Raw genomic sequence first — 23,352 nt, forward strand, 5'->3', positions numbered from 1 at the left:
CAGAAGAGTCCTTTTTTATATGGGAAAATCGTAGTAGATAAAATACTCGGAAATAACAAGACCAGCGAAGCATCTCTTAGTTAATAAAGGTATCTAATCAATGAATAAGATAGCTTTCTAGCAAGTTTTTTAATAAAAAATCCATTTTTTCTTCTGGAAATTTCACGCTGATATATATGATAAATGGAAACTATATGTTATAAATGTTAAGTAGGCATGATTTTTGCTTGTTTTATGGAATCTAAAATATATGAAATTATCTGTTGGGTTGAAAGTTGCGAATTCTTTATCGTTAACACCTCAATTGCAGCAGGCGATTCGTTTGTTACAGCTTTCTAGTTTAGAGCTTGAACAAGAAATTCAGATTCAACTAGATAGTAATCCTTTACTTGAAAAAATAGAAGAAGAGTCATTAACAGAAAGTCTGTCTACATTAGAAAGTAAAGAGTCAGATGATTTAACAACTGAATTAAATGCAAATCATTTGCCTGATGATTTACCAGTCGATACTGAATGGGATGATATTTATACTCATCAATCGACAGCTTTGGCGACCCCAGAATTTGAAGAGCGAGAGGATAATCGCCAAGTTCAATTATCATTAAAAGAACATATTTTAGAACAAGTTAATCTTCTGCATTTTTCTAAAATAGATCAATTAATTGCTTACTGTATTGTTGATGCATTAGATGACAAGGGATTCTTGGATGCTGAATTAGAGGAAATTATTTTAGCCTCACAGCAATTTTTGAATGAAATGGATATTGAAGAAGAGATAGAGGAAGATGAAGTTTTGGTTGTGTTAAAGCATATTCAAAGACTTGATCCCTTGGGAATTGGTTCGCGTAATTTAGCGGAATGTTTAAAAATACAGCTCGAATTTCTACCAAAAGATGTTGAATATTTAAATGAGGCAAAAAGCTTATTGCAATATTATGAGCTTTTGATAGCAAATGATTTAAATAAATTACTCAAACAAACGGGTTTAACGAAAGAGCAATTAAAGCTTGCAATCAATCTTTTAAAAACATTAAAACCTTATCCAGGTATGGACTTTGATAAGCAAGAATCAGACTATCAAATTCCAGATGTAGTGGTTTCTAAAAAAGATTTACATTGGCAGGTTCAACTAAATCCAGATGTGTTACCTAAATTAAGAATTAACTCTTTTTACTCTAGCATGATTCGTAGAGCAGATCAGAGTGAAGATAATTTATATTTGCGTAATCAAATGCTTGAGGCGAAAAACTTTATCAAAAGCATTGATGAACGGCATAAAACACTATTAAAAGTGGCATCTTGTATTGTGGAGCATCAGAAAGCTTTTTTGGAGATCGGTGCAGAAGCAATGAAACCATTGGTTCTTCGAGATGTTGCTGAAGAAGTAGAATTACATGAATCTACAGTTTCTCGTGTAACAACAAATAAGTATATGCTTACTCCACGTGGCCTTTTTGAGTTGAAATATTTTTTCTCTAGCCATGTAGGCACAACGGCTGGAGGTGAGGCTTCTTCTACTGCAATTCGTGCAATGATTAAAAAACTTGTAGCCAGTGAAAATCCCCGTAAACCTTTGTCAGATAATGTAATTGCTACATTATTGAAAGATGAGGGGATTGAAGTAGCAAGAAGGACTGTCGCAAAATATCGAGAATCGTTACATATTCCTTCATCGTCTGAAAGAAAAGTCTTGATCTGAATTTTGAAGTATGGCTATTCTAGAGATTCATTATGACGAAATAATGAAATTTTAATTTCACCAAGAGGAGGCGCTAAAATGGTTTAATTGCCCTAAATTTCTTTTTGATAGCATTAAATCTTTTTGGTTCTTCTTTAAATAACCTAAAAAAGGTGAGGGATAGAATTATGCAAATAACGATTCGTGGTCATCATTTGGCAATTACACCAGCTATAGAAGAAAATATTAAATCAAAGTTTAATCAATTAACGAAACACCTAGATCAGGTGAATAGTATGCAGATTAAATTAACGAAAGATCATCAAATTGATAAGCGCTCTCATAAGGGCAGTTCAAATCATGTTGCAGAGGCGATTGTAAGATTGCCGGGGATTGAGTTGTTTGCTCAGGCAACCGCTGATGATATGTATACTTCAATTAAAAAATTGACTGAAAAATTAAAAAGACAATTATTAAGATATCGAAAAATGCAATGTACTTATTCCCAAGTTACTGTTTCTGTTCAATAAGTTTTATTAATTTAAGAGAGGCTTGAAAGATAGCCTCTTTTTTATTGATAAAATATAAACACGTACTGAATTCTTGGAAAAAGTTATAGTAAAATACTCCGTTTTACCCCTTAGGTTGTGTCAGAGGTCTTTGCAATGAATAGTGAACAGCTCACTCAAATTTTAAAAGAAGCTTTCCCTGTAGCGGAAGTAGCGGTGAGCGGACAGGCTGGAAAATTTGACCTCCGTATTGTGGATGATCAATTTGAAGGTAAGCGTACAGTGGCTCGTCAACAATTAGTTTATGCACCATTAAATACTTATATTGCAAGTGGGGAAGTTCACGCGGTAACAATTCGTGCAATGACCAAAGATGAATGGCGTAAAGCAAGCCTTTTCGGAGCTTAAATATTAATGGATAAATTTTTAATCACGGGTGGTGTTAAGCTCGAAGGCGAAGTGCGCATTTCTGGTGCTAAAAATGCGGCTTTGCCCTTACTTGCTGCAACTATTCTTGCAGACTCTCCAATTACAATAACCAATGTTCCAAATCTTAAAGATGTGAATACTTTGGTAAAACTAATTGGTGGATTAGGGGTAACAATTGGCTATGAAAATGACACAGTAAAAGCAGATACCTCTACTTTAGATAATCAGTTTGCACCTTATGAGCTAGTGAAAACAATGCGTGCCTCAATTTTGGTTTTAGGACCATTATTAGCACGTTATGGTAATGCTAAAGTCTCTTTACCAGGTGGTTGTGCGATTGGTTCAAGACCTGTGGACCAGCATTTAAAAGCTCTAGAAGCTTTAGGTGCACATATTGAAGTTGAAAATGGTTATGTCCATGCTTCAGTTGATGGTCGCTTAAAAGGTGGTGAAGTTGTTTTTGATATGGTTACTGTTGGCGGTACCGAAAACATCTTAATGGCAGCAGCATTAGCAGATGGTGTTACGACTATTCGTAATGCAGCTCGTGAACCTGAGATCACGGACCTTGCGCAGATGTTAATTAAAATGGGCGCTAAGATCGAAGGTCTTGATACAGATACTCTGGTTGTAACCGGCGTAGAAAGTTTGCATGGCTGTGAATATGCTGTTGTTGCTGATCGCATTGAAACAGGTTCGTATTTAGCAGCTGCTGCAATTACGGGTGGACGCATAAAAACAACTCACACAGATCCAGCATTGCTTGAGTCTGTTTTGGATAAGTTTGAGGAAATGGGTGCTGAAGTCACTCGTGGTGATGACTGGATTGAACTTGATATGTTGGGCAAACGTCCTAAAGCTGTAAGTTTTAGAACTTTGCCACATCCAGAATTTCCAACTGATATGCAAGCACAACTGATGGCAGTAAATGTTATTGGCCGTGGATTCGCGACAATCTCTGAAACGATCTTTGAAAATCGTTTTATGCATGTTCCTGAATTGTCACGAATGGGCGCTAATATTCAAGTAGAAGGTCACGATGCTGTCGTAACCGGAGTTGAAACCTTACAGGCAGCGCCTGTTATGGCAACAGATTTACGTGCTTCATTCTCTTTGGTTCTGGCTGCTTTAGTTGCAGAGGGAGATACTTTAATTGATCGTATCTACCATATTGACCGTGGTTATGAACATGTCGAAGAGAAGCTTCAAGGTTTAGGTGCCAAAATTAAGCGAGTAATTTAATGAATGATGTAAGAAACGATGATCCTAATTTTGATGTGATGGGTAATTTTGATCATGGTTTGACCTTGGCATTAAGTAAAGGGCGTATTTTAAAAGAGACGTTACCTTTATTGGCTACAGCGGGTATTAATTTACTCGAAGATCCGGAAAAGTCTCGTAAACTAATTTTTCCTACTACGCATAAGCAAGTACGTATTTTAATTTTACGTGCATCTGATGTACCGACCTATGTAGAAAATGGCGCAGCAGATATAGGTGTAGCAGGTAAAGATGTGTTGATGGAACATGGTGCTCAGCATGTCTATGAGTTGCTTGACTTGCAAATTGCTAAATGTAAGTTAATGACAGCTGGTAAGGTAGGTATGGAGCATCCAAAGGGTCGTTTAAAAATTGCCACGAAATATGTCAATCTTACACGTCAATATTATGCAAGCTTAGGTGAACAGGTTGATGTTATTAAGCTCTATGGTTCTATGGAGTTAGCACCTTTAGTTGGTTTAGGTGATTACATTGTAGATGTGGTCGATACTGGTAATACTTTAAGAGCAAATGGTCTTGAGCCATTAGAAGAGATTTGCAAAGTGTCTTCTCGATTAATTGTAAATAAAGCCAGTTTTAAACGTAAACAAACTTTGTTAAATCCAATCATTTCACAGCTTGAGCAAGCTGTTCAATCGCGTTAAAAGCAATTTCCCATCATGCTTTTGCGATAGTTAAGCTAGATGATGCCCACAAGCGCGCAGAAAAAGAGTAAACTTACTTTTTCTTTTTCGCCTTGTGGGTAAATTGATGCGACGTTTATCGACTCAAGATCAGAACTTCAAACAGGTTTTTGCTGAGCTCTTAGCATTCGAAACCGTGAATGATCTTAATTTAGTGCAAACAGTAGATCAAATTATTGCTGATGTTCGTCAGCATGGTGATGATCATGTTTTAAAGCTTACTCAACAGTTCGATCGACATCCTGCGCATCAATTTTCAGATTTAGAATTATCTCAAGAACAACTAAAAACTGCTTTTGATAATTTAAGCCCAGAAATTCGTGATGCTCTAGAGTTGGCAGCAAAGCGTATTCGTACATTTCATGAAGCTCAGAAACAAGATAGCTGGACTTATATAGATGATTTGGGCAATACATTAGGGCAAAAAGTTACGCCTTTAGACCGTGTAGGTATTTATGTGCCAGGTGGTTTAGCTTCTTATCCATCTTCAGTTCTAATGAATGCTGTACCCGCTCATGTTGCGGGTGTACCTGAAATTATTATGGTTGTTCCAGCACCGAATGGTGAATTAAATCCGTTGGTTCTTGCCGCAGCTTATCTTGCAGGAGTCAGCCGAGTGTTTACCATTGGTGGGGCGCAGGCTGTAGCAGCTTTGGCTTATGGTACTCAGACAATTCCACCTGTAGATAAAATTACTGGTCCGGGGAATCGTTTTGTAGCAGCTGCTAAACGTGCTGTATTTGGCCAAGTCGGCATCGATATGATTGCTGGACCTTCTGAAATTTTAGTATATGCAGAAGGTGAGAATAATGCAGATTGGTTGGCTATGGATGTTTTATCACAAGCTGAACATGACACAGTTGCTCAAGCTATTTTTATAACGCCAGATGAAGCTTTGCTTAATGCAGTCGAGTTGGCAATTGAAAAGCATTTAAATGAATTGCCAAAGGCAGATATTGCGCGAACTTCAATTGAAAACCGTGGTGCTTTAGTGTTAGTCAAAGACTGTGCAGAAGCAATTGAGTTGATTAATCAAGTTGCACCAGAGCATTTGGAGCTGTGTCTAGATGATGCCGAAGCCATGAGCGAAGAGATTCGTCATGCTGGCGCTATTTTCATGGGACGTTATACACCCGAAGCAATCGGTGACTATTGCGCGGGTCCAAACCATGTATTGCCAACATCTGGAACTGCTCGTTTTTCTTCTCCGTTAGGCGTTTATGATTTCCAAAAACGTTCGAGCCTGATTATGTGTTCGAAAGATGGAGTTAAAACGTTAGCTAAAACAGCCGACATATTAGCTGTCCAAGAGAACTTAGATGCTCATGCACGCTCAGCTCGCTATCGTTATCAATAAGCTTATAAACCTTGTAGTTTTTTAATTATTACTCAGGGCTGATTTTCAGCCCTTTTTGAGATAAGACCATGACTTTATCTACAGCACAAATGCGCTTTTGGAGTCCAGAAGTTCGTGAATTAGAGCCGTATGTTCCGGGTGAACAGCCTAAAATTCAGAATTTATTGAAACTTAATACGAATGAAAATCCATATCCGCCATCGCCAAAAGTAGTTGCAGCAGTTCAAGCTGTTTTAACTCAGCAAGCTGATGCATTGCGTTTATATCCTGATCCAGATGCAACAGCTTTGAAGCAAGCAATTGCTAAACAACAGAATATTGAGGTATCTCAAGTTTTTGTTGGTAATGGTTCAGATGAAGTACTTGCTCATATTTTTAAAGCATTTTTTCTTCAAGACGAACCAATTCTTTATCCAGATATCACCTATAGTTTTTATCCAGTTTATAGTCAGTTCTTTGGAACAAAAACTAAAGAAATTCCACTCAATGAGAATTTCGAGATAAAAGTTAAGGACTATATACAACCAAATGGCGGGATTGTTATTACAAACCCTAATGCACCAACCAGTGTTGCAATGGGTTTGCCAGATATCGAGCAAATCTTAAAAGCAAATCCAGATCGGGTGGTGGTGATTGATGAGGCTTATGTAGATTTTGGAGCAGAATCCGCAGTAGGTCTTGTAAATCGCTATGAAAATCTTGTTGTTTGTCAAACAACCTCGAAATCTCGTTCATTAGCTGGTTTACGTGTTGGTTTTGCAATCGCTCAGCCACATTTAATCGCAGCGCTTGAAGCTGTCAAAAATAGTTTTAACTCATATCCTATTGACCGTTTTGCAATTGCAGCCGCGGTAGCTTCTTTTGAAGATCAGGCTTATTTTGAAGAACACTGTCAGAAAGTTATTTCTAGTCGTGAAAAGCTAGTAGATGACTTAACTGCTTTGGGCTTTAAAGTTTTACCTTCTAAAGCTAACTTTATTTTTGCTTCACACTCAGTCCATGATGCAGGCAAACTCGCACAGCAATTACGTGAACAAGGTATCATTGTGCGCTATTTCAATAAGCCTCGTATTAATCAGTTTTTGCGTATTACAGTGGGTACTGATGAGCAAAATATGCGTTTAGTACAAACATTAAAGCAAGATATTCTTTAAGTTTTAGTCTGCTGTGCTGTTCATCAAGTTCAGCATGGCAGAGATTTTATCAAGACTTTCTTGATATTCTGCTTCTGCATTTGAGGCAATGGTAATACCACCGCCAGCCCATAAAGAGAGCTGATTTTGATATTGTTGAAAGCTGCGGATAAGAATATTCCAGCGACCCGTTCCATCAAAATTGAAGTAACCTAATGTCCCGCAATAGGCACCTCTTGCTTCTTCTTCTAACTCTTCAATAATTTGCATTGCCCGAATTTTTGGGGCTCCTGTAATCGATCCCCCCGGTAAAGCAGAGAGCAACATTTGCATTGGATTAATATCATCTTTAAGCGTGGCAACAATCTCACTGACCATATGATGAACTTGATTAAAACTTTCAATCTCGAATAATTGAGTTGTTTTTACGGACCCTGTATTGGCATAAATGCTCAAATCATTACGTAATAAATCAACAATCATGACATTCTCTGCCTGATCTTTTTGCGAGTTTTTTAAAGTTTGTTTAGAAATAAAATCTTTTTCGGTATCCTCATATCGAGGCATGGTTCCCTTAATAGGTCGGGTCTTAATTTGTTTATTTTGATTGAATTCAATGAAAAGCTCAGGGGAGCAACTTAATAACTCAAATTGATCTAATTTTAAATAACCTGCATATGGGGCGTTGGTAAGATTCCATAAATCTTCAGCTTTATTTAATAAAGACCCTTTGAAATCAGCTTTAAATTCTTGGGTTAAATTAATTTGATAACAATCTCCAGCTTTAATATATTCCTGTATTTTATTAAAAGCCGAAAAATATTGTTCTTTAGACCATCTTGGCTGAATAGCAGTTTTTAGTTTAAATATATTTTGAGATTTATTTATATTAAAAGCCTCTAATTTTTTTTCAATATATTTGAATAGGTCTAAGGCATCTGCTTCATCACTAAAAAAATACCAATCATTATCTATATATTTTAAAAAAGAACGATATTGGCCTAAGAATAAAGATGGCTGTATATGAGTTTGAGCATTAATAAATTGATGTGCAGAAAAATCATAACTAATAAAACCGATATAGCCGCCGTTAAAACTTGTTATCGTTTTAATATTTTTATTTTCTTTTAAGTCTTTTTCTTTTAGCTGGATAAAATCTAATAATTGATTTGATATTGATATATTTTTATATTTATTAAAATTTTGACGCTGGAATAATAAGTTGTTTTTATTCTGAATAAGAAAGTATTGCTGAGGAAGAAAGCCAATAATAGGGTTGTAGTTGTCATTTAAATAAATGAGCCCAGTTAATCCTTGTAAATTTTTTAAAATCTCGGCAGCATTTTTACCATGTAATGAGATTTTTTTCTTTAACTGAGACATTTTTAAATAACAGAATAGTTAATGAGGGAAATATTAGTTTACTACAACTTGTGGATCATCAGGGAGAAGACTTAAAGGAGAGGTACTTTTTGCTGATAAAATAGTCGAATTTTAGTGTGGGATTAGAGTTATATTTGGAAGCTAAAAGCGAAATAAATCGAGTGTACCGTTTGTCGGGTAGTTGGCAAAAAATGCACAACACTAGTTGAACAAAAAGTAACGTAGATGTAATTTAGTAATTGCTAAGCAAAACTACTCAAGGATTGGAAGTTTCGGTTGCTATAAAAGAAAAATGCAACTTGAGACAATGAGAGTGGTTGAAGTCAAAAAATAAATGCTCTTGGGAGAGTGCTCAATGAAAATGTTCACTAAACTTGCTTTAGTTTCTTCTTTAGCTATCAGTGCAAATGCAATGGCAATGCAGTCAATGGACGATGCTGCACTAAGCGCTGCTACAGGTCAAGATGGTATTAACATCGGTATCGCTTTAGGTTCTGGCGGTGTTTCTATCGATAAATTATATCTACACGATAATGATGGTTTAGCATCATCAACTGGTATTACTGGTGCTTCAGGTACTGGTGGTGCAATCGCAATCAGCGGCGTTACTCTTACCCAAACAGGTACAGGTAATCTTTTAGATTTAGCAATTGATACAAATGGTGCTTCGGGCTCAAACGGTGCTTTTTTAAACGTTGCTGCGACAGTAGGTGCGGTTGATATTCATGTAGGTTCAATTGGTGTAGGTACTTCTGGTACTTTAAACCAAACAACTGCTGTACGTGGTATTACAGAAACAGCTCCAACTGAAATTATCTCTGGTTTAGATTTATCTTTAGGTCAGATTTCAGCGAATGTTCAGTTAGGTGCTACACCACAAGGTGCAATGATCAAAGTAAATTCGAGTTTAAAAGGTGGTTTAACACTATCTAACTTTGGTATTAATGACGCTGCTGGCGGCGGTAAAATTGTCCTAGATAAAGTAATGGTACGTGGTGCTGGTAATACAACTGGTGATTTAGACGTTAATGCGAATATTTCAGTTGTACCAACTGGCTTAAAAATCCAAAATAATAGTACTCAAGGCATGAATGTATATGCGCAAGGGATTCACCTAGGTGCTGCTGCTAATGCTTCAATTGGTGATTTAGAAATTCAAGGTTTAAATGTAGGTACTTCTACAATTACAATTTCTGGTCACTAATTTAAAAAGTTCAAAATAAAAAAAGCGCGTTTAATACGCGCTTTTTTTATTGAATGAAAATTTAAAATAATTTTATATATTTAATTTATATAATATTTTTATATGTGTAATAAGTATATTAAAAATACTGATGTTTAAGAATGAGAGTTAATTAACACTTTAATTAAAGTAGAACTATGCATTCATCAAAAAGATTAAAAAAAAGCTGTTTTTTACAAAAAAAAAAGGTATCTTCAACACACAGGGATGTAGAGCTATTGCTCTAAGAATAAAATGAATAAGGCCGGTTAGGCCACAATTTAGACCAAGTGCTTATGTTAGAGATAGTTTTAGGCTCAGCATTGATGTATTACTTTGCGACAGAAGCCTTCGAAATAGAAAAAAAGCCACCAGGAACTGTTTATTACACAGAGACTGCCGACTCACGTAATTTATCATTTCATCGAAATCACATTGAACCAGTCAAAATCAAACCTGCTGTAGAAGATCAATTTCGCGGAATTGTTCGGCAAGCATATGACTATAGCTGTGGTTCGGCTGCGCTTACCACTTTGTTAAATGGCTATGTCGGAACCAGTTTGACTGAGCAACAGACCATGAGCGGTTTGCTACAGTATGGCGAATATCAACGCATTATTGAGCGTCGAAGTTTCTCATTACTCGATATGAAACGCTTTGTCACAGCAATCGGTTTAGATAGTGGTGGTTATCGCGGTGAGTTCTCTGATTTAGTAAAACTTGGGCAACCTGCAATTGTTCCAATTTCTTATGCTGGTTTTAAACATTTTGTTGTATATAAAGCTTATAAAGATGGGCGAGTCTATGTGGCTGATCCTGCATTAGGCAATATCAGCTTTGATGAAAATCGCTTTAAAGAAATTTGGGATAATAATACTTTATTTGTTATTTCAGTCCCCGAATCTCAGCGTAAAGATCTATTGGCTTTAAAAGATGCAGATATGCGTCATGTAGAGGATGCAACCGTCAACAGATATGCTTTTGTTGACGTGCAATATCCGACATTTAATTATGATCGTTTAGCAAATAAAGCCTCAACCATGAGACGCGTATTAGATAACGATAATCACTCTGCAACCTATGGACTACCAATAGAAACCTATATGCGTCTTTATTACAAACGTAAATAGTCAAATTTTAATTTAGTAAAATAAATAAATTGGGTGGGAAAAAATATGAATAATCGATGGATAAAGATGAGTGTATTGGCCTTAAGTATGAGTGCCATTACAGGGACAATTTATGCTGAGGATCAAGTACAACAAGGACAAGTAGGCGGATCGAGCCAAGATGTAAATGCAGGTAGCACAGGAAGTTCTACACCTGTAGATACAACAAGCTCGAATACAGCCATAGCAGGAAGCACAGTACAGTCATCTGATACACCTGCAACGGACAATAGCACTGTACCCGCCAATGAGGGGGGGGCACATCAAGCTGCAACTGCATTACAGAAAAAAGAAGGTGATGCAAGTCAAGAGACGAATTTACAAGAAGTATTTACTTCAAATGAGCGGCAATATTCGTTAATTAAAAAAGGGGGCATTTCATCTTATTATGACCTCGATTACACATATTATCGTGATACACGAATTGATTTAGCTTTATCAGATAATTCATCTCAACTTAACCGTTTACGCGTCGAAGAAGATGCGAACCATACTTTAACAAATAGTTTTACGGTCCAATATGGAGTTTTGGACAACTTAACTTTATCGGCAACTCTTCCTTTTGTTGCAAAGTCTGAAATTATTCGTGATACGACTACTGCTGGGTTAGGGGATATTTCTCTTGGCGCTCGCTGGGAGCCCTTCCCCTTAAAACAAGGCCGATTACCATTGGTACTTTTTGGTAGTTTATCGTCTAAGACAGGTGATAGCCCATATGAAATTGGTTTAGATGAGCTATCAACAGGTAAAGGTTACTACTCAGCTGGCGTAGGTGCGAGTACTCGTAAATATATTGATCCAGTTGTTTTATTTGCTTCTGCTTCTGCCAATTATGGTTTTAAAGAAACAGGTTTGAATCAGGCGCGTGGTAGCGGGGCTAAGGGGCCAAGGATTTTAACTTCTTTTGATCCAGGCATTAGTGGCGGCTTCTCATTCGGTTTTGCTTACTCATTTAACTACGATGTTTCATTAACCATGTCGTATCAACAAAGCTTTAACATGAACGCTGAGTTTGAATTTAATAATGGAGATGAATCATATAAATCGCCAGACCAAAGTAGTGCAATGTTGTCTTTTGCTCTTGGTGTCCGTGTTTCACCTGAAACAATTGTTAATGGTACGGTAGGTATTGGTTTAACCGAAGATGCGCCAGATATTTCACTTGGCTTGTCATTCCCGTTAGATATTTTAGGTTTTACTAAAAAACAAAAATAAGGAGATATGCAGGTGAAATATCCTAAATTATGTCCTCTAACGGCGGCAATTGTTATCTCCGGTTTTTCTAGCTTTGCCAATGCTCAATTAGGACAAAACTTAGCTGTTGATATTCGTTCACTATCGATGGGGAATGCTGTAACGGCAGATCCGCCAGGGATTAGTGCAGTTCATTTTAACCCAGCAGCACTAGCGAAAATTGATGGGTTACAAACAGATGTACAAGGTATTCTTGCAAACTTTGATATCCAGCGTGAATTCTCAGCTCCTCCTGGGTACAACATTTTTGGCTATTCAGACGATCCTCTGGTTTGTAATGATGGACCAGAAATTTCTGCCAATATTTGTACAGATTTTAAAGATTCTGTACATGGTGATGTCGAGTATGCAAGCTTATATGTACCCATTCTTAAAAAAATGGTTGACTTGGGAGCGGGGTATCCACTCGTTGCGCCTACAGCAGGTATAGCCTATAAACCACCAGGCTCAAAAGTAACTTTTGCAACGGCAATGTATGCGCCTTTAGTAGCCGGTTTTGGAGCAGAAAATGGCAATCCTGGTAACTATATGGGACAACAGGTTGCTGTAGAGCGTATTACATATCTATCCCCATCTTTTGGTTATCAAGTAAATGATCATTTATCAATTGGTGCTTCGATTGGTATGTCGTATAACGCGATTGCTTTAAATACCGATTTACGTTTTCCTAATGAAATGATTGGTGTACTGCGTATGGTTGATGATGTGGTGTGTGCACCCTTCAAAGACAATAACGATATGATTACTGATCTGCTCTTATTGGGAATTTGTAATACGAAAGAAGGAATGAATCCATTTAATAAAATGGGTTCATTACAAGTTTCATTAGAACAATCATTAAGCCCTAGTTATAACTTGGGATTGCTTTGGGAGCCGACAGATGATTTTGGCTTTGGTATGGTATATCAAAGTGCTGCCAAGATGCGTCTCAAAGGCAAATACATGATTAATAATGCCAAAGCTCCTCAACAGTTGGTTCAGGGATTAAACTCATCGGCAACTGGGCAAATTTTAGCTGCGATTCTTGGACTACCAGGATATGTTCCTGATACTGAGTCTGGTTTAGTCGCGATGGATTTAGAATATCCTGCACATTTCCAGGCCGGTATTAAATACAAAATATTTCCAGATTTACAATTAAACTTTGATGTTGGATGGACTGATTATTCTGCCTGGGATAAGTTTAAATTTGAATTTGATAGACAGATTACATTATTAAAGATTGCTAAACTTCTATCGAATGATGTGACTGATAACTCTTTAGCATTGCCATTAAAGTTTACTTCACCATGGAGTTGGGGTATTGGTTTAGAGTATTCAGCAACTGATCGTTTGAAGTTACGAGCAGGTTATGAGCCGCGTGCTAGTTCTATTCCTAATGATAAACGTAATACTATGGTTCCGATCAATAATGCGCAATTATTCGGTTTGGGCGTAGGTTATCGTTTTGATACGGATACAGACTTAGATCTTTCTGTCGGTTTCTTACGTAGTCGTGACAATATTCCAGCTTGTAGTAGTACTCTATCGAATAAGTGTGGTGTCGATAATATCTTATTAAACCCTTATTCAGGTTTAGATGTAAAAACGAATACAAAAGTCACAGTACTTGGTTTGAGTTATAGAACAAAATGGTAAAACAGTATAAATGGATGTTTAGCCCTAGTTTCGCTATTTTAACCTTATGTGTTGCGATAGCGAATGTTTCTGTTTCTTATGCAGACGGATTTTATACGATTATAGGTCCCGATGGTCGTCCTATGATTGTGCCTAGTAGAAGAGTTGATCAGGAAAAACAGTCTCTCCCTAGCATAGACGTACAGTCCAAAAATCTGCCAGAGAAGACTGTAGCTTTGCCTGTTCAAAAACTTTCAAGGGAAAAAGAACAAACTACAGATTCCTCGAAAAAAGTAGAACAACAAACAGAAAAGAAACTAAATACTGCACCGACTGCACCGACTGCACCGACTGCACCGACTGCACCGACTGCACCGACTGCACCGACTGCACCGACTGCACCGACTGCACCGACTGCACCGACTGCACCGACTGCACCAAAAAAAACTCAAACTGCTACTGTTGCTGATAAAGAATTAAAAACATCTACGGAGAAAACTAAATCTTTCGAAGGTGAAAAGGTTCAACCAGTCGCTAATAATGAGTGGAAGAAAAAGCTTATTTTAGTACCGCCGCCAATAAAAAGCACATCACAGGCAGCTCCATCAGCCGTCTCTTCACAGGATAAATCTAAATTTACAACGATTGATAATATTGAATATGTAAATAATGAGTATCTCGAAGATCAAGAATTTAATCTTGAAGGTAAAAAGCGTTTTTATCTTATGCCTGACGGCTTAGGAAGAACTGAATCAATAGAACGTAAAAAAGGTGTGAGTCGATCAACTTTAGATCAGCTTTTTAATCGGCAGGTTAAAGATGAAGAGTCTACTGTGGTATTGGCTCCAACATATATGCGTTTATCTTCGCAAGAGTTAGAAGCAGCTTTTGAACAAGACAAATGTTTTATTAAAGGTTATAACAAACAAATTAAGACACTTAGTATAAATAAAGAAGTAAGTGTATGGCCTCGTAAGCCATTGAAAGAAAAATTTGAATATGAGGTTGTACAGTTAAACCCTTCTGTTCAGCATTTAAAACTTATGTCATTTGCTGCTAGTAATGAGAAGCCTCTTTATTACTGGCCTTTAGTCATCTTTTTAGATAATAAGGGTTGCATTTTAGAAGGAGTTAGTGGGTTTAAGAGTAAATCTTATCCTTCTACGATGTTACAACATTCATCAATTCAAGGTGTTTTAAAAGTACCACCTTCGGCACATTACATGATGATGACACCTTTATCTTCTGCAGTGGATGTTGCAGAAAAAGAGTTAACAAATCAGGGACAAATTCAAATTTCCGTATTACGTTAAAAATAAGTAGGGTATCTAATGAATAAAAAAGTTTTATGGCCTTTTGCACTAACCACATTAGCGATTATGCTAAATGGTTGTGGTGGCGGTAGTTCCAATATTAGTGAAGATCCGAATTCTGGTACTAATAACGGAAATTTATCTTCAGGTAGTTGTACGCCAACAACGAGCGACACTGGTGCAGAAGATACAACTTGTTTGCAATTCGCTTTAGATTATCCGATAGCTGGTATTAATTTCGATTGTAGTTCGGCAACAAATTTTCATTATGCGACTAAACTTTCAGGAAATGCGGTAATTGGATCGTGCAAAGTAGGAGATACAGCACGTTTTTATATTCAAAGTAAAGATAATAAAAAGGTTTTCTTAGGAAACGTTAATCTGGATACGATTGGGAAGTTTACTGCCGTGAATGGTAGGACTAAAGTGATCAATCCGATATATCTAAGAGTGGTGGATTTAGCAAGTGGTATTACAGGTAAAATTCCAGCAACATTAGATAAAAATGATGAAACAATTAAAGTAGCGATTGCTTTAATAAAAATCTTTCAAAGTATTGGTGTGGAAAATGATGATAACCTGATTGGGGATATACAACCCACCCAACTTACAGATACAAAGAAAGATCAGCTTACTAAAATTTCTCAGAGCATAACAGCTACAGAATTAAAAAATGGTGCGTATGCAAGTATTTTAAAACCTTGGTTAGATGTAGGACAAATCTCTGATGATGAAGCTTATAAGTTAGTGGTACAAACGACTAACTTAAGTAATGCTGGCATTTTTGAGTCATTCAATTTATTTACTAGTTCAAGTCCCATATTTCAAAACTATCAAGTTTTTTATGGGTGTAATAGAACTACACAGGAAGAATGTTTTAATAACACAATTAACTTAAGACATTCAGCAGATGAGTTTTATTTATTATCAGACCGACAAGGTTATACATTAGGATATGGGTTGCAGTGGAAGGGGAATGCTATTGCAATAAACAATCAAGTACAAAACCCTTATTTGTTAACCTCAAAAATTAAACCAGCTAGATTAAATGCAAATGCACAGAATGCCTGGTTAAATCCTATTAGCCGTGAGATTCAGCCAACTACTCCGCTTCGTTTTAGCGCCTCTGATAATCCGAATGAAGATTTACAGATTTATCAAGGTAAATTCTTTAATGATTATGGAGTGGCAGGGACAGAACCATTCTATAAATACTTAACAAAACTCAGTACAGGTAATCCGCAACATTATGGCTTCTGGCGTCAAAATGTTGATGGTGATAGCTACAATGGGATATTGAGTATTGTTAAAAGCAGTCCTATTAGTTATCTAGAGAGAAGGGTTTTCAAAACTTCTGGTAACGTAAAGGTGGGAGAGAATTATATTTTTCCTCTTTATGCGACTCTGACATTTAATTTTTCAGATAAGACGATTCAACCTGTAAATTTAGGTATTGTTATTGATGAACATGGGGATATTCGTACTGATATCAAACCTAATTCAATAACAAATGATATGTCAGGCCAATGTGCGACTGTGTCTGACACTAGTTTAGTGGATAGTAATGGCGTACAACAATATCGAATTGGTACTACAGCGGCGACAGTTGATGATCCTTCAAATAGCCAACAGTCTGTTTACGTTCGTATGATTTTATCTAATCCAAAATTTGAGAATATTGATGGTGCAATGGTTGGGGTAACTTTTGTAGGCGTTTCTCCGGGGCCTGCGAAATTGAATCTATTTAATTTATTGGCAAATAAGGTAGATAGTACGAGCATTGATTTCGATACTAATACTGTTTGGTTTAATCAACATGCGGCAGCTCAAGAAAGCTATAATACGCTTAAGGATGTGCCTGCTCCAACCGCTGCGGATAAAGCTTTGGCTCAACGTAAATTTGGTACAGTAACAATCAAACTAGCGGATCAATCTATTCCAGCTTGTAAAGCAATTAAAACTAAGTCTTAAAATATTAAACAAATAAAAAAGACCGCTAGGCGGTCTTTTTTATTATCTAATTGATTAACCCGTATGATCTAAACGCGTACCCAAAGTTTCAAGATGGGTTGGGAAAACTTGTTTTTTACGGTCTTCAAAATAATGTCTTAGTGTATGTTCAACACTAGGGAAGGCTAGCTCTCCCCATGGAATTTCATGCTCTTCAAACAGACGACTCTCAATGCTTTCTTCACCTGCACCAAAAATCCCATCTTTCAGCTGTGCTTTGAAAAGTACATAAATTTGACCAATACGTGGAATATTGTACATACAATAAAGTTGTTCTATTTCTATCTCGGCTTCTGCTTCTTCACGAGTTTCACGTGCTGCCCCTTGTTCCATGGTTTCGAACAATTCCATATAGCCAGCAGGCAAAGTCCATAAACCATAACGAGGTTCAATCGCACGACGACAGAGTAGTACTTTGTCTTCCCATAACGCTAAGGCACCGCATATTACTTTGGGGTTTTCATAATGAATATTTCCACAATGAGTACAAACACGGCGTACTTTATGATCACCTAAAGGAATTTTTTGTTCGGTTTTATGCCCACACGCTACACAGAAACTCATAATTATCATCGAGTATAGAGATGACTCAGCATAACTGAATTTTTAGACTTACGCATCAACTCTATTCCCTAAGTTTGATTTTCAGATATGATGCAAAGAGAGATAGAATAATAGGTGAATGGTATGGAAGAGCACTTGCTAACAAAAAAGTTACAGCAAAGATTGCGCTTTTCCACCCGCATACAAGAAGCACAAGCTGCAGTACTCATTGCCATTACTAATGAGAATAATCCAAAGGTACTGCTTACACGCCGTTCAATACATATGAACAACCATGCGGGGGAGGTTTCTTTTCCTGGTGGAAAGCGTGATCCTAGTGATACCAGCAATATTGTTGTAGCGTTAAGAGAAGCTCAGGAAGAGACAGCTTTAAATCCGTTTGATGTACAGTTGCTCGGCGATTTGCCAATGCAACGTGCAAGAAGTGGTTTGTCTGTAAAACCGATCGTTGGGCTTATTCCTCCAGAGGTGACTTTAATACCTCAGCCTACTGAAATTGATCGAATTTTTTTTGTGCCTTTGCAAGAATTAATCGATACAAGACCAATGCCTTATGAAGTGCGTTATGCTCATCAATCTTTATATTTTCCGAGTTTACAGATTGATAATGAAATTATTTGGGGTTTAACTGCTCGTATGTTGGTTGCTCTGTTTAAATATGGATTGGGTTATCAGAAAGATTGGCCATTTTTACTCAATTCACCAACATTTGGCATGCCAAAATTTTCTCATAAGAATAAATGATCAGGATTGATAAATTATGATGTATAGCTATCAAGGACAGCACCCAAAAGCCTTACATGAACCATGGGATGGTTGGGTTGCTCCAACAGCAACGCTGATTGGGCAAGTGGAATTAGGCCGTCAGGTCAGCATTTGGTTTGGAGCTGTAGTACGTGCCGATAACTGTGTAGTTCGAATTGGTGATTTCTCTAATATTCAAGAAAATTCTGTACTACATACCGATGCGGGCCTTGAATTGAACATTGGTGAATATGTCACGGTCGGACATAAAGTCATGCTGCATGGTTGTACGATTGGTGATAACAGCCTGATTGGTATGAACGCCGTAATTTTAAATCGGGCTGTGATTGGTAAAAACTGTATTATTGGTGCGAATGCCTTAATTCCTGAAGGAAAGGTGATTCCAGATAATTCAGTAGTGATGGGTTCACCTGGCAAAATTGTTAAAACTTTAGATGAAGATGGCACTGCAAAAATACGTTTGAGTGCATTGCATTATGCTGAGCACTTTAAGAACTATGCAGATTTAAAAGAATTCCACTTTTAACTCTTTTTTAGCAAAATATTTTTATGCCAAGCACAAGCTTGGCATTTTTATTTAGAAAGAGAACAACTCGCCTATCAGAGCCGAGTGGGGTATCATAACCCTCGTTTTTAATCTGATTTAATACTAAGGTTGTGCATGAAATTGCTGGCGTTGGAAACTGCAAATGAGCAGTGTTCTATCTCATTAGTCGATGAAACCCAAGAACTGTTTTTTCAACTCGATACGCGGGCGAAAGCACAAACCCAGACCATTTTGCCCATGATTGAGCAGGGGCTACAACAAACAGGTCTTGAGGTTGCTGGTCTGGATGCAATTGCCTTTAGCCGTGGGCCGGGTTCTTTTAGTGGCGTCCGAATTAATGCAGCTGTGACTCAGGCTTTGGCATGGTCACAAGATTTACCCGTTATTCCCGTTTCGAGTTTGCAAGCTTTAGCACAAGCAGCATACCGACTTGAAGGTTTGGAACAAGTGACTGCGGTTCTCGATGCGCGTATGAATGAAGTTTATATTGCAAGTTTTGTTCTCGATGAGCATGGAATCATGCAGTGTATTGATGAAGAAAAATTAATGGGCTATGAGCAAGCGGCTGCTTATGCAAAACATTGCTTAATTGGCTCGGGTGCGAAGCTCCTTCAAGCTGATGCAGAACATCAAACAATCACTGCAACTGCTCAAGACATTGCTTCTATTGCACGTGTTTATGCAGCGCAAAAGCAGTGGGTTGATGCTGAACATGCTTTACCAGTTTATTTACGTGATGATGCATGGAAAAAAATAGCAGATCAGGGTAAAGCAAAATAAAGGCACTACTCATGCACATATATTTTGAAGTAGATTTTCAAGAACAAGCACAGCACTACCAAGCTGTGCTTTGTTCTAGAGGTGTGACTGTAGAATTGCAGCCAGTTGAAAAGCTGAATGCACGTTTTTTGCGTTTAAATCCTGAGTTGGCACTTTGTGTAGATGAAAACGGGTTATGGCTATCTGCAAATGGCATGAAAATGCAGCCCGATTGGAAAGCCGAAATTTCCCGTTTAAAACGTGCAAGTCTTAAATCAGAAATGATTGCCCGTGCTTGTCAGCTTGGAGAGAAACCAGTTTTGGTCGATGCTACAGCTGGTTTAGGACATGATAGTTTACTCATGGCTTATCTGGGTGCACAAATACAGCTGGTTGAACGCCACCCAATTTTATTTACCTTACTTGAAGATGCAAAAGCACAAGCTGAGCAAGATAGCTTTTTAAGCCAGTTTATGGATCGGATCCAACTGATCTTTGCTGACTCAGCAAGTTATTTACAGCAGTTACAGCAAACAGCTCAAATGGTTGATGTAGTTTATCTAGACCCGATGTTCCCACAACGCGATCAGAATCATCAAGTAGTCAAAAAGCAAGCCCAAGTTAAAAAACAGATGCAGCTTTTACATCTACTTTTACCCGAGGATGGCGAAATGGATTTGGGGGATAATTTGCTGGTTTTGGCACAGAAAGTTGCTAAACGTGTAGTGGTTAAGCGACCACGCCATGCTATTTTTTTGGCAAATCAAGAGCCAGCTCATCAATGGCAAGGAGATGCTTGTCGTTTTGATGCGTATTTTCAGTAGGCTTATGTAAGGTTAGGTTTTATTGCTTGAATAATGCACAAATATATGTGATATAGTTCAAAAGCATGATTGCTAAAATTCTTAGCAGGCATACACTTAAGATGCCTGACAAAAACGAAATTTTTGAAAACCTTTTATGATTGATCTTAAACCCTCCATTAACTTTTGGCATGATTTTAAAAGCAACCAAATTGCCGGAATGTGGCTGTTTTTGGGATCAAGACGTTCTTTACAAATTGTACATCCCTCTATTCTCCAGCTCATTGTCTGGGGAATTTTAGGGGGATGTACTAACTCACTTTATAGCTGGCTTGTGGCTGGTCAAATCGGTGATTTTAATTCACAAGGTTTAATTGGTTATGCACTTTGGCCATTCATTGCCTTAATTGTTGGGATTTTCTTATCACAGCGCACCAACCAACCTCGCTTAATGCTAGTGCCTGCTTTACTTTGGTTGGTACTAGATACAAATATCTTATTAATTCAATGTTTAATTCAGTATTTGGGTTCTAACGGTTATCTCAACTTTATTCCCGATGCTATTTATAACGGAATTTTACCCAGCCTATTTGTAGCGTTGTTTGTGTGGCAAAGTTTAGCAGTAATTTGGGTTTTCTCGCGCGAACTCAAGTGGCCTTGGTGGGAACGTGCACTTGTCATGGTTGCGACTATTGCCACAATGGTGGTGTGGCAACTTTCCGTAAAAGATCAACCCATTTGGAAGGTCGAAGATTCGGCTCCAACATTTGCTGAAGATGCTTTTTACGCACAAAGTAAGCTACTGACTGACTCTTTAGAGAAAGTGCAATATGGTGAGCAGGCAAAAAGTCATTGGTATTTTTTAGGCGTGGCAGGTGATAGCTACCAAGACGTTTTTAAATCGGAAGTAGTCCGAATTAAAGAACAGTTTGATACACGCTTTGGTACTGTGGGTCGTTCGATGATGTTAGTCAATAATCCAGACACCCGTACAGAAATTCCAATTGCCTCTAAAACCAGTATCGAGTTAGCCCTACGCCGTATGGGTCAGCAAATGAACCGTGATAGTGATGTGTTATTTCTATATATGACTTCACACGGTGAACAGAACCACTTTGAAATTGAAAATGCGCCATTAGATCTAGGGCAGGTAGACCCTAAATGGTTGCGTGAAACACTTGATAAATCCGGTATTCGCTGGCGTGTGATTGTAATCTCAGCCTGTTATTCAGGTAGCTTTATTCCTGCTTTACAGTCTCCAGATACCTTAATTATTACTGCATCTGCTGCTGATAAAACTTCTTTTGGATGTAATAACGAAGCCGACTATACTTATTTTGGTCGGGCTTTCTTTGATTTAGCTATGCGAGAGCAATCTTCGATGAAAGACTCGTTTAGTACAGCTAAGCAAACGGTAACCAAATGGGAAGTAGCTCAAGGTGTAGAACCTTCAGAGCCTCAGTGGATGATTGGTAAAAATATGGAACTCATGCTACCTCAATTGGAAAAGTATCTATTTCCTCAGCAAAATACTGGTAGTGTAGATATTGCTCAAACAAAAACAGAGGCCAAAAACGATGCAACTCCTGCAAAAAAACCGCTGCTTTGAGGGTGAGCAGCGTATATACCAATTTGAATCTTCTTATTTAAAAGGTCCAGCTAAGTTTGGTGTGTATTTGCCACCAGCCGCTTTAGAAGGTAAACCTTGTTCAACCTTGTTTTATTTAGCAGGTTTAACGTGTACTGAAGAAACTTTTGCCATAAAAGCACATGCACAGCATATGGCAGCACAGTTAAGTTTAATACTGATTACACCGGACACTTCTCCTCGTGGAGAACAAGTCGCTGCAGGGGATCATTGGGATTTAGGTCAAGGCGCAGGTTTCTATATTAATGCAACGCAAGCGCCTTGGTCTGAGCATTATCAAATGGAAAGTTATTTAATTGATGAGTTATATCCACGGATTTTAAAAAGCTTTCCTGTAAACGCTCAACAAGTTGGTATCTTTGGGCACTCAATGGGTGGCCACGGTGCATTAACTTTAGCGTTTAAATATCCTGAGAAGTTTAAGTCGGTATCTGCTTTTGCTCCAATCTGTGCGCCCACTGAATGTGCATGGGGAGATAAAGCGTTTAGTCATTATTTAGGTGCAGACCGCGAAAGCTGGTTGGCTCATGATGCCACAGCTTTAGTCTCAAAAAATGGTGCAGTATTTGACGAAATTTTGGTTGATCAGGGATTGGATGACCAATTTTATGAACAACTTCACCCTGAAAAATTTAAGCAAGCATGTTTAAAAGCGGGACAGCCTTTAACTTTAAGACAACATGCTGGCTATGATCATGGCTATTACTTTATTCAAACCTTTATGGATGAGCATTTGCAGTTTCATGCAATCCAGTTAGAAAAGGTAAATGGCTAATTAGTGCTGCCATTCCACCTGAAATTCTTGTTGAGCCATACGGTTTAGATGATCAAGTACCACTTTTTCTAAGTGGTCGTGGTCATCTAATTGGCTATCAATAGCAACGTTTAACTGCTCTGTTACAGGTGCAAGCGTAATGGTTGCTGTAGGCATTAAGATTTTGAAATCTTGTTCTGTTTCTTGGACTTCAAATTTGTGTTTCCAATGATTAACTAGACGTTTTGCAATACGTTTACCATCGTTTGTTAATAGATGAGTTGTGCTTTTCATTATAAATCCTCACATTGGTTAAATGTACCTTAACAAATTCGTTTAGTACTTGGCATTCTATTGTTGCAACATTACGTTGCAAGTTTGAAATGTTGTCATTTGAGCAAGGAAGAGCGGCCCAAGTAGGTGGTTTTTTGTTATAATTTTAAGCCTCTCCTTAAATTTTTAGCCAGGTCATCC

22 protein-coding genes are annotated in these 23,352 nt (G+C 37.7%); 19 read left to right on the top strand and 3 right to left on the bottom strand.

Annotated elements, in window-relative coordinates:
- The first annotated feature begins 250 nt into the window (after positions 1–250).
- The 7 genes from FY048_RS17360 to hisC all read left to right on the top strand — a co-directional run bounded on the left by FY048_RS17360 (position 251) and on the right by hisC (position 7,091).
- Entirely contained in the window at positions 251–1,699 is a 1,449-nt protein-coding gene (locus FY048_RS17360; protein WP_446091961.1) for an RNA polymerase factor sigma-54, read from the top strand.
- Positions 1,700–1,866: 167 nt separating this feature from the next.
- Positions 1,867–2,208: a ribosome hibernation-promoting factor, HPF/YfiA family gene (gene hpf, locus FY048_RS17365; protein ID WP_111856410.1), complete on the top strand. Its 342-nt coding sequence runs from the start codon at positions 1,867–1,869 to the stop codon at positions 2,206–2,208.
- Positions 2,209–2,343: 135 nt separating this feature from the next.
- On the top strand, positions 2,344–2,595 hold the full coding sequence (gene ibaG, locus FY048_RS17370; protein ID WP_004794487.1) for a BolA family iron metabolism protein IbaG: 252 nt from the start codon (positions 2,344–2,346) through the stop codon (positions 2,593–2,595).
- A 6-nt stretch (positions 2,596–2,601) separates the two neighbouring features.
- Positions 2,602–3,858, top strand: coding sequence for a UDP-N-acetylglucosamine 1-carboxyvinyltransferase (gene murA, locus FY048_RS17375; RefSeq protein ID WP_016139192.1), 1,257 nt, complete (start codon positions 2,602–2,604; stop codon positions 3,856–3,858).
- Positions 3,858–4,541: an ATP phosphoribosyltransferase gene (gene hisG / locus FY048_RS17380; RefSeq protein ID WP_003655841.1), complete on the top strand. Its 684-nt coding sequence runs from the start codon at positions 3,858–3,860 to the stop codon at positions 4,539–4,541. Before murA ends, hisG begins: the two co-directional genes overlap by 1 nt.
- Before the next feature lie 106 nt (positions 4,542–4,647).
- Positions 4,648–5,937, top strand: coding sequence for a histidinol dehydrogenase (hisD, locus tag FY048_RS17385; RefSeq protein ID WP_446091962.1), 1,290 nt, complete (start codon positions 4,648–4,650; stop codon positions 5,935–5,937).
- A gap of 68 nt (positions 5,938–6,005) precedes the next feature.
- Positions 6,006–7,091, top strand: a complete 1,086-nt coding sequence (gene hisC, locus FY048_RS17390) for a histidinol-phosphate transaminase (RefSeq protein WP_446091963.1) — start codon at positions 6,006–6,008, stop codon at positions 7,089–7,091.
- 3 nt (positions 7,092–7,094) lie between these two features.
- Here the strand turns inward: hisC and FY048_RS17395 are convergent, their stop codons facing one another.
- A complete protein-coding gene (locus FY048_RS17395; RefSeq protein ID WP_446091964.1) occupies positions 7,095–8,453 on the bottom strand; it encodes an anthranilate synthase component I family protein in 1,359 nt (452 codons plus the stop codon).
- Between the two features lie 355 nt (positions 8,454–8,808).
- Here FY048_RS17395 and filA point away from each other — a divergent pair, with 355 nt between their 5' ends.
- From filA to filF, 6 genes are all read left to right on the top strand, one after another.
- On the top strand, positions 8,809–9,657 hold the full coding sequence (gene filA / locus FY048_RS17400) for a putative pilus system protein FilA (RefSeq protein WP_446091965.1): 849 nt from the start codon (positions 8,809–8,811) through the stop codon (positions 9,655–9,657).
- Between the two features lie 314 nt (positions 9,658–9,971).
- A complete protein-coding gene (filB, locus tag FY048_RS17405; protein WP_016802052.1) occupies positions 9,972–10,805 on the top strand; it encodes a putative pilus system C39 family peptidase FilB in 834 nt (277 codons plus the stop codon).
- A gap of 45 nt (positions 10,806–10,850) precedes the next feature.
- Entirely contained in the window at positions 10,851–12,059 is a 1,209-nt protein-coding gene (gene filC, locus FY048_RS17410; protein WP_446091966.1) for a putative pilus system protein FilC, read from the top strand.
- A gap of 12 nt (positions 12,060–12,071) precedes the next feature.
- The gene (gene filD, locus FY048_RS17415; protein ID WP_016139187.1) at positions 12,072–13,736 is read left to right on the top strand and encodes a putative pilus system OmpP1/FadL family transporter FilD; all 1,665 of its coding nucleotides are present in this window, start codon (positions 12,072–12,074) and stop codon (positions 13,734–13,736) included.
- Positions 13,730–15,028 carry a putative pilus assembly protein FilE gene (gene filE, locus FY048_RS17420; RefSeq protein WP_446091967.1) on the top strand — a complete coding sequence of 433 codons (1,299 nt, stop codon included), beginning with the start codon at positions 13,730–13,732 and terminating at the stop codon, positions 15,026–15,028. Before filD ends, filE begins: the two co-directional genes overlap by 7 nt.
- An 18-nt stretch (positions 15,029–15,046) precedes the next feature.
- A complete protein-coding gene (filF, locus tag FY048_RS17425) occupies positions 15,047–16,999 on the top strand; it encodes a putative pilus system protein FilF (protein WP_446091968.1) in 1,953 nt (650 codons plus the stop codon).
- Between the two features lie 54 nt (positions 17,000–17,053).
- Here filF and FY048_RS17430 read toward each other — a convergent pair whose 3' ends face one another.
- The gene (locus FY048_RS17430) at positions 17,054–17,602 is read right to left on the bottom strand and encodes an NUDIX hydrolase (protein ID WP_002115876.1); all 549 of its coding nucleotides are present in this window, start codon (positions 17,600–17,602) and stop codon (positions 17,054–17,056) included.
- Positions 17,603–17,716: 114 nt separating this feature from the next.
- On the opposite strand from FY048_RS17430, the gene FY048_RS17435 reads away from it, so the two are divergent.
- The 6 genes from FY048_RS17435 to fghA all read left to right on the top strand — a co-directional run bounded on the left by FY048_RS17435 (position 17,717) and on the right by fghA (position 22,899).
- On the top strand, positions 17,717–18,346 hold the full coding sequence (locus FY048_RS17435; protein WP_336170481.1) for a CoA pyrophosphatase: 630 nt from the start codon (positions 17,717–17,719) through the stop codon (positions 18,344–18,346).
- Positions 18,347–18,365: 19 nt separating this feature from the next.
- Positions 18,366–18,893 (top strand): gamma carbonic anhydrase family protein, encoded by a 528-nt coding sequence (locus FY048_RS17440; RefSeq protein WP_446092018.1) that lies wholly within the window; start codon positions 18,366–18,368, stop codon positions 18,891–18,893.
- 135 nt (positions 18,894–19,028) lie between these two features.
- Entirely contained in the window at positions 19,029–19,694 is a 666-nt protein-coding gene (gene tsaB / locus FY048_RS17445; RefSeq protein ID WP_198078294.1) for a tRNA (adenosine(37)-N6)-threonylcarbamoyltransferase complex dimerization subunit type 1 TsaB, read from the top strand.
- A gap of 11 nt (positions 19,695–19,705) precedes the next feature.
- Positions 19,706–20,497, top strand: a complete 792-nt coding sequence (locus tag FY048_RS17450) for a class I SAM-dependent methyltransferase (RefSeq protein ID WP_446091969.1) — start codon at positions 19,706–19,708, stop codon at positions 20,495–20,497.
- A gap of 136 nt (positions 20,498–20,633) precedes the next feature.
- The gene (locus tag FY048_RS17455; RefSeq protein WP_446091970.1) at positions 20,634–22,085 is read left to right on the top strand and encodes a C13 family peptidase; all 1,452 of its coding nucleotides are present in this window, start codon (positions 20,634–20,636) and stop codon (positions 22,083–22,085) included.
- Positions 22,054–22,899: an S-formylglutathione hydrolase gene (gene fghA / locus FY048_RS17460; protein WP_446091971.1), complete on the top strand. Its 846-nt coding sequence runs from the start codon at positions 22,054–22,056 to the stop codon at positions 22,897–22,899. The genes FY048_RS17455 and fghA overlap by 32 nt, the downstream gene beginning before the upstream one ends.
- On the opposite strand, the gene FY048_RS17465 is transcribed toward fghA, so the two are convergent.
- Positions 22,900–23,172, bottom strand: a complete 273-nt coding sequence (locus FY048_RS17465) for a DUF2218 domain-containing protein (RefSeq protein ID WP_446091972.1) — start codon at positions 23,170–23,172, stop codon at positions 22,900–22,902.
- Between the last annotated feature and the right edge of the window lie 180 nt (positions 23,173–23,352).

It is taken from the genome of Acinetobacter sp. 1124_18A (assembly GCF_052824995.1).